Here is a 14,363-nt window from a genome sequence, read left to right as displayed (position 1 = left end):
TATGGCGCGTTTTCGCTTAAACGCAAATAGTATGATTTCCAAACAGTCTCAAAGTCGCCGCGTGGTCATTTCAGCCTCGTGCACCGGCGATTTGCGGGCCTCCAGCGTGTCGAGGAAGGCCGCGATCTCGGCATCGACGGCGTCGTTTCCGGCACCCATGTTGTTGAGCGCGATCCTGAGAACCGGCACGCCGGCCCGCTCCAGAGCTTCGAGCACCAGCGGATCGGCGTCGTCGATGGCGACGGCCCCGTGGCAGCCGTGGGTCCGGGCTTCCTTCACGTGCCAGGCCCCCGACCAGGTCGGCATCCGCAGCTCGTCGCCCATGGTCACGAACCGGGCGGCGAGGGCGCGGATCACATCGTGTTCGCCTTCGAACGACCGCAGATAACCGTCGGCCGCCAGCCCAAGATACATCGACCAGACGAACACCGCGCCGTGGCTCTCCTCCCAGCGCTGATAGAAGCCGGTGTCGCTCCACAGACCTCGCCCGACCCACATCAGCCGCAGGCGTTCGCCGGGGCAGGCCGCCTCGCCGGCGGCTGCGCGTCGGGCGACTTCTTCGTAGAAGCGTCTGGCGGCGTCGCGGGCCCAGGCCGTGCCACGGTGCCACTGCGGAACCATGGTCGCGGGCATGGTGTCGACCACGCCGACGGGCACGGGATAGGTGCGGGCGATCAGGTCGCGCGTGCGGCGATAGAAGTCCTCCTGTTCGTTCACCAGGTTCATGACCTCGACCAGGCGGGCGCGATCCAGTGTCCGGCCGGTCAGGGCCTCCAGCCGCGCGATCTGCTGCTCGATCTGGGCCGCCATCAGCTCCAGCCGTTCGGGCTCCAGCGTCTGTTCCCAGCGCTCCGGCATGTCGTCCCACCAATCGATCGGCAGGTCGATGCGGCTCTCGATCGAGCGGTCGAAAACGAACAGGTCGGCCCCCGTCTCGCGCGCCCAAGCCTCGAAGATCTTGGGACCCGGGTCGGATCCGGCGATCAGCGACAGGGTCGACGGGGTCGGCAACCCGCCCCACGGGGCGTCCTCGAGTTGGTCGTCCAGCGCAGCCGCCAGCCCCTGGGCGCTGTAGGTCTCGACGTGGGACGGATAGTCCGCAGCCTTCAGCAGCCGCCCGTAAGGACCGGCCTTCTGCTTGGCCGCCACGATGGAGGCCCACCACTGGTTCACGACATAGGGGATATCGAGCGCACGCAGGATTTCCTGGGGCGCGTCGGCATTGACCACGGCGAAGGGGCCATCGGCCGCCTGCTCGCGCACGCCCGCGAACCAGTCGCGCTGCCAGGCGCCGAAATCGGCGGTGCAGTCGAGGGATTTGCGGCTGCGTCTGGCCTCGCGCTCGACAGGTTTCGAGGGCAGGGAGGGGCGGGGTGCCGCGACCTTGGGGGTCGGTGCACGGACTTCGCCGCTGGCCAGGAAGTGGGCGATGCGCTCGGCGGCCTCGGCTGCGAGGACGGCGGTCGGATCGAGGGCGGCAACCGCCAGGAAGGCTATTCCCGTCGGCTCGAGGGCCTGCCGGGTGGGTTTGATGTCCCACGGAGCGGCCTCTTCGTCCGCCAGGCCGCCATGAATGACGGCATCGACGGACAGGGCCTGCGCGCGCGCGGCCAGGGCCGCGGCTCGCCTGTCGGCGGACTGCATGGGGCTGGGCCAGTCGGGCGACTGGCTGCGGGTGGCGATCGCCTCGGCCACGGACACGGTCTCGTCGAGGGTCGCGGCCAGCCAGGGATCGCCCCAGCCATGATCCTCGGCCACGATGATCGCGCCGAGCGACTCGATCTGGCTATAGAGGGACGAGGTCTCGTGCGGCGAGCCGGTCAGCATGATGCGCTGTCCGGCCAGGACCGGCGACGCGGCCAGGTCCATCTCGACGCTGTCGAGGATGCGGTCGGCCGCCGCGCCGGGCACGCGGCTGATGACGCGGACCAGATCGAGGGCGTCGGCCCCTGAAAGTCGCGGCGTCGACCCACTGCGGGCCGCCGAAAACAGGGCGGCCAGCCGGGCCTTGAGGGCATTCTCCCGCCGGCGCGCCGTGTCCAGCGCTTCCGCGCTGACGGGGTGTCCGACGCTTTGCTCGAGCCAGGTCTGGAAGGTCGCGAGGCGGGCCAGATTATAGCGCCGGACGGCGTCGTCCCCGCCGTGCAGCAGATCCACGAAGGCGAACGGCACCGACGGGCCGCGGCCCGTGCGGTGAAGTTCACGCAGCACGGCGAACAGCTGGGCGTCCTCGGCCGCGGCATGGGTCAGGACGAGGCCGCGCGGGGTAAAGCCGTCCGCCTCGATCGTGGCCAGAATGCCCTGGGACCGGCGGCTCAGACCGGGATGCGCCCCGGTGCCGGCATCGCTGTCGGGGATGATGGCCCAGGGAACGAGCCCGGCCGCGACGATCAGTTCACGCGGCGCATCCGACCCGAGGCAGGCGACGGCATCCGACGACGGGGCAGCACAGGCGGCCATGGCCTCGGCGATGATGTCGGAGATCTGCATCAGATCGTGCCCGCGGCTCGCAGTTGCTCGAGCCGCTCGGCGGAATAGCCCAGGGTCTCGCCGTAGACGCTGGCGTTGTGCTGGCCGATCTCGACCGGCAGCACGTCGTCGAAGCCCGTGCGGCAGCCGGAGAACTGGATCGGGATGCCGACCGTGCGCAGCGACTCGTCGGTGTCGTAGCGAGGGTGTTTGACGGCCATGGTCTCGCCGCGCGCGACGACGCGGGGATCCAGCATGCCCTCGGATGGGTGACGCACCGGAGCGACCGGCACACCTTCGGCCTCGAGAAGGCGGACGACCTCGGCGGTCGGCAGACTGCTGGTCCAGGCCTCGATCTGGGCTTCCAGTCCGACGGCGTTGGCGACCCGGCCATCGCGGCTGTTGTAGCGGGGATCGTCCGCGAACCCGGGCTCGCCCATGATCCGGAACAGCGACCGGGCCAGGCCTTCATGCACGGCCACGATGGCGACATAGCCGTCGGCACAACGGAAGACGCCGAAGGGCGACAGGCGGTGGACGGTCAGCCCGGTCCGCCCGGACATGCCCGCCATCTCCATGGCGCGCCAGTTCTCGATGGCCACGAACGAGGTCAGGGCCCCGAGCATCGACACGTCGACGAACTGGCCTAGGCCGGTCTTCTCGCGGTGCTGGAGCGCCGCCAGAATGCCGATGACGCCGAAGACGGGGGCCAGCATGTCGGCCATGGGGATGCCGATGCGGACGGGCGGCGTCCCCTCTTCGCCGCTGGTGTACATCGCCCCGCTCAGGGCCTGGATCAGCACGTCCATCGCCTTGGAGCCGTCGGAGCCGCCGGCCCCGAAGCCGCTGAGCGCGCAGTAGATGATGCCGGGGTTGGCCGCCTGGGCCGCCGCATAGCCGACGCCCAGCCGGTCCGCCGTCCCGCTGGTGAAATTCTCGATGACGACGTCGGCGCTGCGAACGAGATCGGCGAAGACCTCCCGCGCCTCCGGTGCCTTCAGATTGAGGCTGACGCCCTTCTTTCCGCGTGCCCGGGTCAGGTGGGAGACCGACAGATCGTCCGGGTGGGCCCGCATGACCGTGACCCCGTCGCGCCCCACATAGGGGCTGTTCTCCCGGGCGAGGTCACCGCCCTTGGGATCCTCGATCTTGATGATCTCGGCCCCGAGGCCCGCCAGCAGAAGCGTCGCATAGGGCCCGGCCAGGGCCCGCGTCAGGTCGATCACGCGAAGCCCCTCGAGCGGACGGGGCGCGGAGACGGAAGATTGGGTCACGGACATTCCTCGGTGATCGCTTCTCGTGCCCCCAGCGGCGGCCCGGTCGATCTGCCGTGATTGAGCCGCGCGGCTTGCCGTGTGTCAATATTAGTTTCTAGAACATACGGTTTATATGTCGCCCGATGTTGCGGGCGAGAATCTGGTAGACCCCCTTTGGTCAACCGTGGCTGCAAGGATCCGTGCCTCATGTCCGACCCGATGCTTGCAGAGATGGATCACACGCCGACCTCGGCCGCGCGCTTCCTCGGCATCCTGACCCCGCTGCTGGGCTTCCGGATGCGGCGGATCCACAATCATCTGACCCGGTCCTTCAGCGAGCGTCTCGGCGATCAGGCGCTGAGGCCCGGCGGCTTTTCCGCCCTGGGTCTGATGGCGGCCAATCCGGGGATGTCGCAGAAGATGCTGTCCGACGAACTGGGACAGGACAAGGCGACGGTCGTGGCCCTGCTGGACGAACTGGAGCGGCGCGGCTGGGCGGAACGTCGCCGCGACGTCGCCGATCGCCGACGCCATCACCTCTTCATCACACCGGCCGGCGAAACGGCCCTGGCCTGGATGGCCAGGGAGGCCGTGGACAACGAGCGCGGCGTCGTGGCGGCCCTGACCGACGCCGAGGCCCACACCCTGCTGACCCTGCTGGACAAGGTGTACCGCGGGGCCTTCCCCACGGAGCCCTAGGCGGCGACCGTGGGGTCGTTGATGCGGATGCTGCGGCTGGCCAGCGCCAGGAACACCGACGAGATCACGAAGATCGCCGACATGACCAGCAGGGCCACCTGGAGGCCCGAGGCGGACGCCTGGGCGCACGCCGCGTTGACGGACTCCAGCGCGCCTTCGGGAGCGCGCCCTCCGGGGCAGATGGCCGTGAAGGCACCGGGCCCCGCGAACCGCTGGCCGGCCACCGTATCGCTGATGACGCCGGTCAGGAGCGGCCCGACCGTGCTGCCGACGACGGTCGCCGCGACCATGAAGACGGCCGTTCCGGTCGCCCGCATCGTCGACGGGACGATGTTCTGGATGGCGGCATAGAGCGGCCCGTTCTTCATGTTGTAGGCCACGGCCGCCGCCAGCAGGAACGGCATGGCCCAGCGGGGGTCCGGTGCCCCGAAGGCAACCAGATAGGCGACGGCCGCCAGCGCGCTGCCGAGGGCCGGGACCAGCACATAGGACCGGCCGCGGCTGTCGGAGAACTTGTCGGCCAGGAGGCCACCCAGCATGGCCCCCACCAGTCCGGCGATGCCGGTCATGCCCACGATCCCGCCGGCCTGGGACAGGGAGAACTCATGGGTCCGGAGCAGGAAGGACACGGTGAAGCCCGCGATGCCCGCGTTGGCGATGCCGACGAATGCGCCGCCGATGAAGACGAAGACGAAGGCGGGCGTCCCGAGCAGCCATTTGAAGTCGGCCCAGAACGTCGCCGGGCGACGCTCGGTATTGGCCGGGGCCGCCTTGCGCGGATCCTTCAGCGTGAACCAGACCAGCAGGCTCAGCACCACGCCGGGCAGGCCGAGCAGCAGGAAGGCGGAGCGCCAGCCCCAGGCCTCGGCCACGAAGCCGCCGATCAGGGGGGCCAGGATGGTCGCCAGCGGCGGGGCGGAACTGACCACCGACATGACCAGCCCGCGCTGCCGCGGCGTGAAATAGTCGGCCAGCACCGAATGGCTGATCGGGATACAGCCGCCTTCGCCGGCGCCGACGCCGATCCGGTAGAGCAGCAGCTGGCCGAAGTTCTGGGCCACGCCGCACAGGGCGGTCATGCCCGACCAGATGGCGATGGCGAGCGCCAGCAGCCCGGCCCGGTTGAACCGCTCGGCGAACCGTGCCGCCGGAATGCCCGACAGGGAATAGAACAGGGCGAACGCGGGCCCCGTCAGCAGCCCCAGCTGCGCGTCCGTCAGGCCCAGCTCGATCTTGATCGGTTCCTGCAGCACGCCCAGCACGATACGGTCCAGATAGTTGCAGACCGTCACGGCCAGCAGCAGCCCGACGACGTAGATCTGGTACGGCCGCCAACCCTTGGCGGGGGCACCGGATGCGGGAATGTCGGTCACGTCTGGAATCCTCCGGCGTCTGCGCCCATGCGCCGCTCTGCGTCGGCTGCAGCGGAAGGTTGATTGATAAAATCGTTTGTGTCTATGCCTATATCGGTCGTCTCGGGCGATCGCCTCCGGCCCGTCTGTCGAGGCGGTCGGACGAAGACCGTCCGGACATCTTTCGAAAGGCCCGTCGTCCCATGAGCAGGTCCCGAACCCAGGTTGCGATCGTCGGTGCCGGCCCCGCGGGGCTGCTGCTGGGTCACCTGCTGAGAGCCGAAGGGATCGACGTGGTCATCGTCGAACGGGCCTCGGCCGACTACGTGCTGGGCCGGATCCGGGCGGGGGTCCTGGAGGCCACCCTGACCGACCTGCTGCACCGTCTGGGCATCGACGCGCGGCTCAACGCCGAGGGTCTGCCGCACGACGGCTTCTATCTGTCAGACGGGGAGAAGCTGATCCACATCGCGGTGGGCGAACTGACCGGCAAGCGGGTCACGGTCTATGGTCAAACCGAAGTCACGCGCGACCTGATGGCGGCGGCGCCCGAACGCGGGCTGGAGGTCGTCTATCAGGCCGACGACCTGGCGCTGAACGCGATCGAGACGGACGCGCCGTATCTGACCTACAGCAAGGACGGCGTTGCCCATCGTCTCGATGCCCGCTTCATCTGCGGCTGCGACGGGTTTCACGGGCCCTCGCGCAAGGCCATCCCGGACTCTGCGGGGCGGACGTTCGAGAAGGTCTATCCCTTCGGCTGGCTGGGAATCCTCGCCGACGTCCCGCCGTGCGATGACGAACTGATCTACGCCAATCATCCGCGCGGTTTCGCCCTGGCCTCCATGCGGTCGCAGACGCGCAGCCGCTACTACATCCAAGTCCCGTCCAGCGAGGATGTGGCCGACTGGTCCGACGACCGCCTGTGGGACGAACTGACCATCCGCCTCGGGCCCGAGGCCGGATCCCGGATCACGCGAGGTCCGGCGATCGAGAAGTCCATCGCGCCGCTGCGGTCCTTCGTGTTCGAACCCATGGCCTATGGCTCGCTGTTCCTGGCCGGGGACGCCGCCCACATCGTGCCGCCCACGGGGGCCAAGGGACTGAACCTGGCCGCGTCGGACGTCGCCTATCTGTCCGAGGCCCTGGCCGGATTCTTCCGGCGCAGCGACAACGACGGGGTCGCCGGCTATTCGGCCCGCGCCCTGGCCCGGGTGTGGAAGTCGGAGCGCTTCAGCTGGCAGTTGACCACCCTGATGCACCGTTTCCCGGCCTCGGATGCGTTCGACCGGCGCATGCAGCAGGCCGAATTGGACTACATCGCCGGCTCGGAGGCGGCCCGAAAGAGTATCGCCGAAAACTACGTCGGTCTGCCGCTCTAGCGGGGCCGGGTGCGGGCCGCGCCGCGTTTCGGATTTCAGGAAATGGCGGAGAGGGTGGGATTCGAACCCACGGTACCCTTCCAGGCACGCCGCATTTCGAGTGCGGTACATTCGACCACTCTGCCACCTCTCCGCGGGGCCGTAAGAACGCTCGGTCGAAAGCGAGCGGCTTCTCTAATGGCGTCGGCGCGGCATCGCAAGCCGGAATATGACGCGGCGATCTAGCGAAGGGCCGGCAGGGCCAGACCGGGGGCCTGGCCGTCCTGAACGTCGGTCCCCGTGAAGCGGAAAAGTTCGGCCGGACGGCCGCCCGTACCGGTGGACAGGCGGCCGGTCGGGGTCACGAGACCCGTCCGCTCGACCCCGCGACGGAAGTTCTGCTTGTGCAGGTTCAGCCCGACGACGGCCTCGGCCGCGGACTGAAGGGTCGACAGGGTGAAGGTGGGCGGCATCAGCTCGAACAACACGGGACGATAGCGCAGCTTGCTCCGCAGCCGGCCCAGCCCCGTCGCCAGGATGCGCCGGTGGTCGGACGTCATCGGGCGGTCCCCCAGCGCCAGGGACGTCGCCTCCAGACCGTCCCGGGCGGCCTCGGCCACCAGACCGGCCTCATAGAGCAGTTCATAGCGCTCCAGCACCCGGCCTTCGTCCCAGCGCGCGGTGGGCGTCAGGGCGAACAGGGCCTCGCTCCGGGACAGGCGCCGGGCGTTCGCGCCGGACCAGGTCGTGACCGCCGCGCGGATCTCCGGCGGGGTGCCGTCCGCGCGGCGATCCTCCCACGGGAAGACGTCCAGGACGGGCGTCCATCGTGCGCCGGGCGGGGCGACGTCGACGGCATCGGCCGTCAGGGCCAGATAGCCGACCGAGATTTCGCGCTGCTGGTCCGGACCGGGCGTGGCACGCGGCGCGTCGCGTCCCGCGTCGCCGAAGGTGTAGAGCTGTTCCACGAAGCCGACGCCGAACCCGGTCTGGTCGGTCACGAAGGCCCTCAGGGCGCGCTCGAACGTGCGGTCGTGGGCCGGATCGAACGGTCCGGACGGCAGGGCCAGGGCCCCGTCCGCATCCTCGGTGGTCAGCACGGACAGCAGGCCGTTGCGGACGGCCATGACGACCGCCGACAGGCTGATGCGAACGCCGTGCTCCCCGCCCCAGGACATGGTCTATTCCGTATGCCAGGCGTCGGGCCCCGGCAGATTGCCCGTGGCCTCGGCCAGGACCCGATAGCGTTCCAGATAGCGGGCCTGGGCCACGGGGGCGGGCAGGGGGTCGATGACCAGATCGTAGCCCGCCGGCGGCGCGCCGAAGAAGCCCAGCGATTCCTTTTCGGTGAAGCCGGCCAGCTGCGTCGCCTCGAAATAGGCGCAGGCCTTGTCGGCCGACTTGATCAGCTTCTTGATCGGGAGGGGCGTCTTGGGCGGCAGGCCGAAGCGTACGTGGATGGCGTCTTCCAGCCGCGCCTCGAAGGACTTGTAGCTGACGCCCAGCGCCGCCTTGAACGGCGAGATCATGTCGCCGATCACATACTCCGACGCATCGTGCAGCAGGGCCGCCAGCCGCCACCTCGGTTCCAGCCCCGGCCGGATGTGGGCCGCGATCTCCTCGACCACGCAGCTGTGCTGGGCGACCGAGAAGGCGTGCTCACCGATCGTCTGGCCGTTCCAGCGCGCCACCCGGGCGAGGCCATGCGCGATGTCCTCGATCTCGATGTCGAAAGGGGAGGGGTCCAGCAGGTCGAGCCGACGGCCGGACAGCATCCGCTGCCAGGCGCGCGGGGCCTGCGAGCGCGTTTTGACGGTTCGGGCGGCTGGGTTCTTCGATTGGTCCAAAACGGCCTGGGTCCATCTGCGAGCGGCAGATCAGGTGGCCCATCCTGCGCCAGGGATCAAGCGTGACGGCCTCCCAAGGGTGTGGTCAGACCCAATAGTCCACATGGGCCGAGATCAGGCTGACCTCGCCTGGCCGGACGTCGAACGGGTCCGGCAAGGCGTAGGTATCGGTGATGCCCGGATAGAAGGCCCCAGCCCGCGAGGCCACCGCGTGGACGCCGCCGTCGTCGTCCTGGAACGGCATGACGGACGGCCCGAAATCCTTCTCCATGGGTTCCAGCCCCCCGGCGCCCGGGCCGGCGTAGAAGGCGAAATTGCCCGCCGACAGCTGGGCGATAGTCACGTTCTCGATCGTGAGCGTCTGGGCTCCGCCGGGGCTGATGATGACGTTGGCGCCGGACTGGGTCATGGCCGCCTGGACGGCCGCATAATTGGCGAACTGCGTCTGCGACAGGACGATGATCTCGCCGGCCGCGGCCGCGAAGTCGGTGATCCGGTCCTGGCCGGCGCTGGCGCCCAGATGCCAGAACTGGTCGACGCCCGTCCCGCCCGTCAGGATGTCGTTGCCGCCGTTGCCGTTCAGGGTGTTGTCCTGCGCATTGCCGACGATCGTGTCGTTGCCCGCCGACCCCAGCCCGACCCGCGCCGTCCCGACGAGGTTCAGCGTCTCGACGTTCAGCGACATCTGGTAGGTGTCGATGTAGGAATAGACCGTGTCGGTGCCTTCGGCGGCCGCCTCGTAGACGACGTCGCCCACCTCGGTGACCTCGTAGACGTCGTTGCCGCCCGATCCGACCATGGTGTCGTTGCCCCCGCCCCCGATCAGGACGTTGGACAGGGCATTGCCCACGATCTGGTTGCCGAGGCCATTGCCGGTGGCGTTCAGAGCCCCGCCCACCAGCCGCAGATTCTCGACATTGGCCCCCAGCGTATAGGTCACGTAGCTGAAGATGGTGTCGGTGCCCTCTCCGGGGTTCTCGATCACCACGTCGCCGGTCTCGGTGACCTCATAGGTGTCGTTGCCCGCGCCCCCATAGAAGGTGTCGTTGCCGGCCCCTCCGCTCAGGGTGTTGTCCAGTCCATTGCCGACCAAGACGTTGGCACCCGCATTGCCGCTGCCGGTCAGGGCTCCCCCGACCAGCCGCAGCTGCTCGACGTTGGCGGTCAGGGTGTATCCGTTGACGTAGGAGAAGACGACGTCGCTGCCTTCGCCGCTGATCTCCATTACCGTGTCGCCGGCGTCGGTGACCTCATAGGTGTCGTTGCCGTTGCCCCCGGCCATGTAGTCGTTGCCGGCCCCGCCGATCAGAAAGTCGTTGTCCAGATCCCCGTACAGGGCATCGATATCGGCCCCGCCAGCCAGATAGTCGTCCCCGGCACCGCCAAGCAGGATATCGCGCCCGCCCTCGCCGTACAGGCTGTCGTTCCCGCTGCCCCCCGCGCCTAGATCGTTTCCCCGTCCGAGCAGCAGGGTGTCGGCGAAGGCCGTGCCGATCAGGTCGTCGTCCAGAGCCGTGCCCGACAGGGTGATCCCGCTCTCTCGCGGGTCGTAGATGGCGTAGTTGACGTTCGGGACCGCGCCGGCCTGGGTCTCCCACGTGACCACGAACCGTCCGTCTGCCAGAACGGCGACGCTGGGGCGGAACTGCAGGCCCGCCGTGTTGATGTTGACCGTGAAGGCTGCGCTGTCCGGGGACCCGTCGGCGCGCAGGACCTGACCCCTGATGTCGCCGGCGTTTTCCGGCGAAGCATAGACGACGACATAGCGGCCGTCGGCCAGGGCCGCGATCGAATATTTGAAATCGCCCGCATAGATGCTGGCCGAGATCTGGAAGCTGCCGGCCAGCGGGTTTCCGGCGGAATCATACTGACGGCCGCGGAGAGCGTACACGCCGCCCGTAAATTGGGCATAGGTGACCAGGAACCCACCGTCGGCACCGGCCACGATCTGGGAGAAGGCGACATTCCCCGATCCGACATCCGCCACGGTGATGTCGGCCCCGTTTGTCCCGTCCGGGCCCATGAGGCGCGCCGTGATGGTGGCGTCGGGCTGGGTCCAGGAGACGACGTAGTCGCCCGTACTCAGGGCTGTAATCTGGGCGGTGTCGCCACCGAGGCTACTGTAGACCGACCCGTCGATGATGCTGGGTCCCGCAAACAGCGCCCCGGTGGCACTGTAAGATGCGAACGACAGACCCGTCGGCGATGTGAAGATGACCGCAAATCCGGCATTCACGGCCGATGCGGCCGCGTGGATGTTGGTCTGGTTTGCGGCACCTCCCGCGACGGGGGTGGCCGCGGTCAGCACCCCGCCATCGAAAGCGCGTATCGCGTAATAGACATCCAGGCCGTTGCCACCGCCCCCCACAGGCTCTTGCGCCCAGACGGTCAGGACCCGGCCGTCAAGCAGACCCACGGCCTGTGCAAACGAACTGTTTGCCGACGAAGTCAGTTCGCCCGAGTAGATGGTGTAGTCAGTCCCATCCGCGTTGCGAACAAAGTAGACGGGGTCGATGTCGCTCGGGGGGGCGCTGGTGTAGTCGCGTGAGAAGCCGATCGCGAACCGACCGCTACTGAGCGCACCGACGTAAGGATCCGTCCGGCTCAGCGATGCGGACGTCAGGGGATTGGCGTCAGCGCCTGTGACTCTGATGGGGATGGGCATGACCGTCTCCTCGCCCCCCTCAACGGGTGCGAGAACCAGAAACCCACAATTCCATGAAAACGCGAGTCCAAAAAACGCGGTTCTGCGATTAGGCCGGTGCCTACTCCCCCACGTTCAGCGTGACGAGGTCCTTGGCCGAGTCGAACACGCCGTCGCTGTCGCGGTCCTTGGCGCGGACGGTGGCGACGACGATGGGGCCGCCCACCGGCCCGCGCGCTTCGTAGCCGACCAGCCTCCAGCCCTCCTGGGCGGGCGTCTGGTCGGTCAGCATATAGGTGGCGCGCGTGGCCTCGCCTGGGGCGCGGGTGCGGATCTCGGCGGCGTCCTCGTGGGCCTGGATGCTGACGCTGTCGTCGCTCGAGTTGATGCTGGCGGTGCCGCCGGCATCGTCGGCATTGATGCTGAACCCGCCGATCTGGACGCTGGCGCGGTCGCCGTCGGCATTGACCGAAAGGCCCGGCAGGCGGACGTCCGCCTTCTCGCCCTGGGCATTGACCGTCAGGCCCGGGCCGCTGACCGTGACCCGCTCGCCGTTCGCCGAGGCGTCGGCGGCCCTGCGGGCCTCGTCCGCCTCGATCCGAGCCGCATCGGCCTCGACCCGGGCGGCGTCGGCCGCGACGCGCGCGCCATCGGCCGCCATCCGCGCTTCGGCGGCGTCGGCGGAGGCGCGGAGTTCGGCCGAGGTGTGCGGCATGGCGGCGGACAACAGGGCTTCGAACCGCCGCATCACACCGTCGGCAGACTCATCCTCAAGTTTGACGAGATGCAGCGAAACCTCGGCCCCGCGAGGTCCGGAATAGTTGCAGACCGTGCCGCCGGCCTGGGCCGTCCCCTTGCGCGTCAGGACCCCGAGGGTCTCCGGGCATTGCAGGGTGTCCACGACCTTGAGCACGCCCTTGGCGTCCGATGTCGTCGTGCTGCTGGAAATACGCACGCCGTTCTCGCCGTCGCACCCGGCCGCCAGGGCGGAAACCGCACAGAGGGTGACGAGAAGGGGCAGGCGCATAACAACGTTCCTTTCGCTCACCATCCTGAAGAAAAGCGCCGACCGATCCAGTGAAATCGCGGTAACGGCCCTGACGATATCTGTCCGTCCGGTGTCGGGAAGGCGGCAGCTTAGCCGCCGGGCCGGGCCCCTTCGCGACGGTTCAGGAAGGCCAGCCGTTCGAACAGATGCACATCCTGCTCGTTCTTCAGCAGGGCGCCGTGCAGGGGCGGGATGAGCTTGTTGGGCGATTTTTCCCGCAGGGTTTCCGGCTGGACGTCGTCGACCATCAGCAGCTTCAGCCAGTCCAGCAGCTCGGAAGTGGACGGCTTCTTCTTCAGGCCCGGCGTGTCGCGGATCTCGTAGAAGGTCTTCAGGGCCTCGGACACCAGGCGCGGCTTGATCGCCGGGAAGTGGACGTCGACGATGGCCTTCATCGTCTCGTCGTCCGGGAACCGGATGTAGTGGAAGAAGCAGCGGCGCAGGAAGGCGTCGGGCAGCTCCTTCTCGTTGTTCGAGGTGATGACGACGATCGGACGGACGGCCGCCCGGATGGTCTCGCCGGTTTCCTGGACGAAGAACTCCATCCGGTCGAGTTCCTGCAGGAGGTCGTTGGGAAACTCGATGTCGGCCTTGTCGATCTCGTCGATCAGAAGGATGGGGCGGACGGGGGAGGTGAAGGCTTCCCACAGCTTGCCCGGCTTCAGATAGTTGCGGACGTCATGGACCCGCTCGTCGCCGAGCTGGCTGTCACGCAGCCGGCTGACGGCGTCGTACTCGTACAGGCCATTGTGGGCCTTGGTGGTGGATTTGATGTGCCAGGTGATCAGCGGCGCGTTCAGCGCGGCGGCCATTTCATAGGCCAGGACCGTCTTACCGGTGCCGGGCTCGCCCTTGATCAGCAAGGGCCGCTCCAGGGCCACGGCGGCATTGACCGCGATCTTCAGGTCCTGGGTGGCGATATAGTTCGAGGTGCCCTCGAACCGGTCGGTCGGCCGCGTCATCGGATGCTCCGTGGGTTCGCCCCACGACTAGCCGAGGACGCGGCCGGTTAACAACGATCAGTTTGCCTCAGGTGATCCGCTTGGCCGAGACGGGGTCGCTGGCGGGAAAGGTTTCCTCGACGCCCTCGTCGACCAGCGCTTCCTGATGATCCTCGGCGGTCTTCTTCTTGTCGTGGAGCTGGTCGTGATCGTCGCGCATCGGATCGACCCGGCGCGCGTGGGGCGTGTTTGCGTCCAGATCGGGATCGCGCGCGGGCTTCTCGTTGGCGTCGGTCATTTTTCGTCTCCTTCGGGGCCGTAGCCCAAATCTTCGATGTCGTCGTCCGACAGGGTCTTTGCCTCCCAGTGCGCCGCGCTGGCCTGGGCTCCGCGCGCGTCCTCCATCAGGCCGGCATAGACGAGTTCGACCTCGCCGTTGCCCGGGCTGTCGGCCCCGAGGTCCAGTTCATTGATGCGCGAACCGTCCGCGCCGTACTGGGCGTCGGCTTCGGGTTCGACCCCGTCGGCCCCAAGATCGTCCTCGATCTCCTGGTCGTCCTCGTCGAAATCTTCTTCGTCGGCGTCGCCGTCGGCGGAGGTCACGTCCAGAACGTCCGGCATCTCCTCGAACGTCTTGAATTCGTTCGTGACGCCGCCCGTCTCCGATGCGTCGACATTGTCCTCGTCGAAGGCCTCGGACTGGTCCTGATCGTCTCTGCCGCTGTCGATGTCGGTCATGGCCGGCT

Annotated in this window: 12 protein-coding genes and 1 tRNA gene; 2 read left to right on the top strand and 11 right to left on the bottom strand. The window is 68.2% G+C overall.

Features of this window, described 5'->3' with window-relative positions; all coding sequences use genetic code 11:
• Positions 1–48 precede the first annotated feature (48 nt).
• Together BRESU_RS12020 and BRESU_RS12015 are read right to left on the bottom strand one after the other, a co-directional pair.
• Positions 49–2,490 (bottom strand): 2-hydroxyacyl-CoA dehydratase family protein, encoded by a 2,442-nt coding sequence (locus BRESU_RS12020; protein ID WP_013269828.1) that lies wholly within the window; start codon positions 2,488–2,490, stop codon positions 49–51.
• Positions 2,490–3,749 carry a CaiB/BaiF CoA transferase family protein gene (locus BRESU_RS12015; RefSeq protein WP_050762501.1) on the bottom strand — a complete coding sequence of 420 codons (1,260 nt, stop codon included), beginning with the start codon at positions 3,747–3,749 and terminating at the stop codon, positions 2,490–2,492. Before BRESU_RS12015 ends, BRESU_RS12020 begins: the two co-directional genes overlap by 1 nt.
• 183 nt (positions 3,750–3,932) lie before the next feature.
• On the opposite strand from BRESU_RS12015, the gene BRESU_RS12010 reads away from it, so the two are divergent.
• Positions 3,933–4,424, top strand: a complete 492-nt coding sequence (locus tag BRESU_RS12010; RefSeq protein ID WP_013269826.1) for a MarR family winged helix-turn-helix transcriptional regulator — start codon at positions 3,933–3,935, stop codon at positions 4,422–4,424.
• On the opposite strand, the gene BRESU_RS12005 is transcribed toward BRESU_RS12010, so the two are convergent.
• Complete coding sequence (locus tag BRESU_RS12005; protein ID WP_013269825.1) at positions 4,421–5,797, bottom strand: spinster family MFS transporter; 1,377 nt, start codon at positions 5,795–5,797, stop codon at positions 4,421–4,423. The genes BRESU_RS12010 and BRESU_RS12005 overlap by 4 nt on opposite strands.
• A 182-nt stretch (positions 5,798–5,979) precedes the next feature.
• Here BRESU_RS12005 and pobA point away from each other — a divergent pair, with 182 nt between their 5' ends.
• Positions 5,980–7,158, top strand: a complete 1,179-nt coding sequence (gene pobA, locus BRESU_RS12000; RefSeq protein ID WP_013269824.1) for a 4-hydroxybenzoate 3-monooxygenase — start codon at positions 5,980–5,982, stop codon at positions 7,156–7,158.
• Positions 7,159–7,201: 43 nt separating this feature from the next.
• Here pobA and BRESU_RS11995 read toward each other — a convergent pair.
• The 8 genes from BRESU_RS11995 to BRESU_RS11960 all read right to left on the bottom strand — a co-directional run bounded on the left by BRESU_RS11995 (position 7,202) and on the right by BRESU_RS11960 (position 14,355).
• Positions 7,202–7,291 (bottom strand) — tRNA-Ser (locus BRESU_RS11995).
• An 88-nt stretch (positions 7,292–7,379) separates the two neighbouring features.
• Positions 7,380–8,315, bottom strand: coding sequence for an NUDIX hydrolase (locus tag BRESU_RS11990; protein ID WP_013269823.1), 936 nt, complete (start codon positions 8,313–8,315; stop codon positions 7,380–7,382).
• 3 nt (positions 8,316–8,318) lie between these two features.
• Positions 8,319–8,912 carry a YfbR-like 5'-deoxynucleotidase gene (locus BRESU_RS11985; RefSeq protein ID WP_041761585.1) on the bottom strand — a complete coding sequence of 198 codons (594 nt, stop codon included), beginning with the start codon at positions 8,910–8,912 and terminating at the stop codon, positions 8,319–8,321.
• Positions 8,913–9,069: 157 nt separating this feature from the next.
• A complete protein-coding gene (locus BRESU_RS11980; protein WP_169308022.1) occupies positions 9,070–11,400 on the bottom strand; it encodes a calcium-binding protein in 2,331 nt (776 codons plus the stop codon).
• A 349-nt stretch (positions 11,401–11,749) separates the two neighbouring features.
• Positions 11,750–12,655 carry a hypothetical protein gene (locus BRESU_RS11975; RefSeq protein ID WP_013269820.1) on the bottom strand — a complete coding sequence of 302 codons (906 nt, stop codon included), beginning with the start codon at positions 12,653–12,655 and terminating at the stop codon, positions 11,750–11,752.
• Between the two features lie 110 nt (positions 12,656–12,765).
• Positions 12,766–13,638: an AAA family ATPase gene (locus BRESU_RS11970; RefSeq protein ID WP_013269819.1), complete on the bottom strand. Its 873-nt coding sequence runs from the start codon at positions 13,636–13,638 to the stop codon at positions 12,766–12,768.
• A gap of 67 nt (positions 13,639–13,705) precedes the next feature.
• A complete protein-coding gene (locus tag BRESU_RS11965) occupies positions 13,706–13,915 on the bottom strand; it encodes a hypothetical protein (RefSeq protein ID WP_013269818.1) in 210 nt (69 codons plus the stop codon).
• On the bottom strand, positions 13,912–14,355 hold the full coding sequence (locus tag BRESU_RS11960) for a hypothetical protein (RefSeq protein WP_013269817.1): 444 nt from the start codon (positions 14,353–14,355) through the stop codon (positions 13,912–13,914). Before BRESU_RS11960 ends, BRESU_RS11965 begins: the two co-directional genes overlap by 4 nt.
• Positions 14,356–14,363: the final 8 nt, after the last annotated feature.

Origin of the sequence: Brevundimonas subvibrioides ATCC 15264 (assembly GCF_000144605.1) — a bacterium.
GTDB lineage: Bacteria > Pseudomonadota > Alphaproteobacteria > Caulobacterales > Caulobacteraceae > Brevundimonas > Brevundimonas subvibrioides.
The sequence above is the reverse complement of the archived record's forward strand: the minus strand, read 5'-3'. Positions and strand labels throughout refer to the sequence as shown.